This is a genomic window from Vibrio sp. YT-19(2023), from assembly GCF_033337395.1.
The window spans coordinates 1-513 of record NZ_JAWOQN010001175.1 but is presented as its reverse complement, the minus strand read 5'-3'; the positions used below and the strand labels follow the sequence as shown (position 1 = coordinate 513).

General features: G+C 42.9%; 2 pseudogenes. Both read left to right on the top strand.

Features of this window, described 5'->3' with window-relative positions:
• Positions 1 to 268: pseudogene (locus R7E78_RS30695) on the top strand (type VI secretion system contractile sheath large subunit); the annotation flags it as partial.
• Between the two features lie 10 nt (positions 269 to 278).
• Positions 279 to 513: pseudogene (locus R7E78_RS30690) on the top strand (tetratricopeptide repeat protein); the annotation flags it as partial.

Genomic DNA, 513 nt, shown 5'->3' with positions numbered 1-513 from the left:
AGACAAGATAGGTGGTTATCAGGACGCGGCATCGCTCGAGAGGGAGTTTCAGACTTGGTTACATCAATATACAACGGCTTCAGACGAAGCTTCGGATGAACTCAGAGCTAAGTACCCATTGAACGAAGCGAAGATCAAAGTTAGAGAGAAACGCGATACGCCAGGGCACTTCTACTCGGTGATACATTTACGCCCTCATTTTCAGCTCGACCAAATGGTCTCAAGTATCAAATTAATTACGGAATTATCACCAGAACATTTGGTGTAAGGAAAGAAAGATGACTCAGTGGAAAAATGCCTTATCGGAAGGGCAGTTGCAACAAGCTTTAGAACTACTAATCGAAGCAATAAAGGTATCTCCAAAGGATGCCAGTTTGAGAAGCTCTTTTATTGAACTGCTTTGTATTGATGGTGATTTTGAGCGAGCTGATGAGCAACTGATGCAGTCTATTAAACTGTTTCCTGAATATCTTCCAGGCGCTAGCCAGTTAAGACATCTGGTTAAAGCTGCTC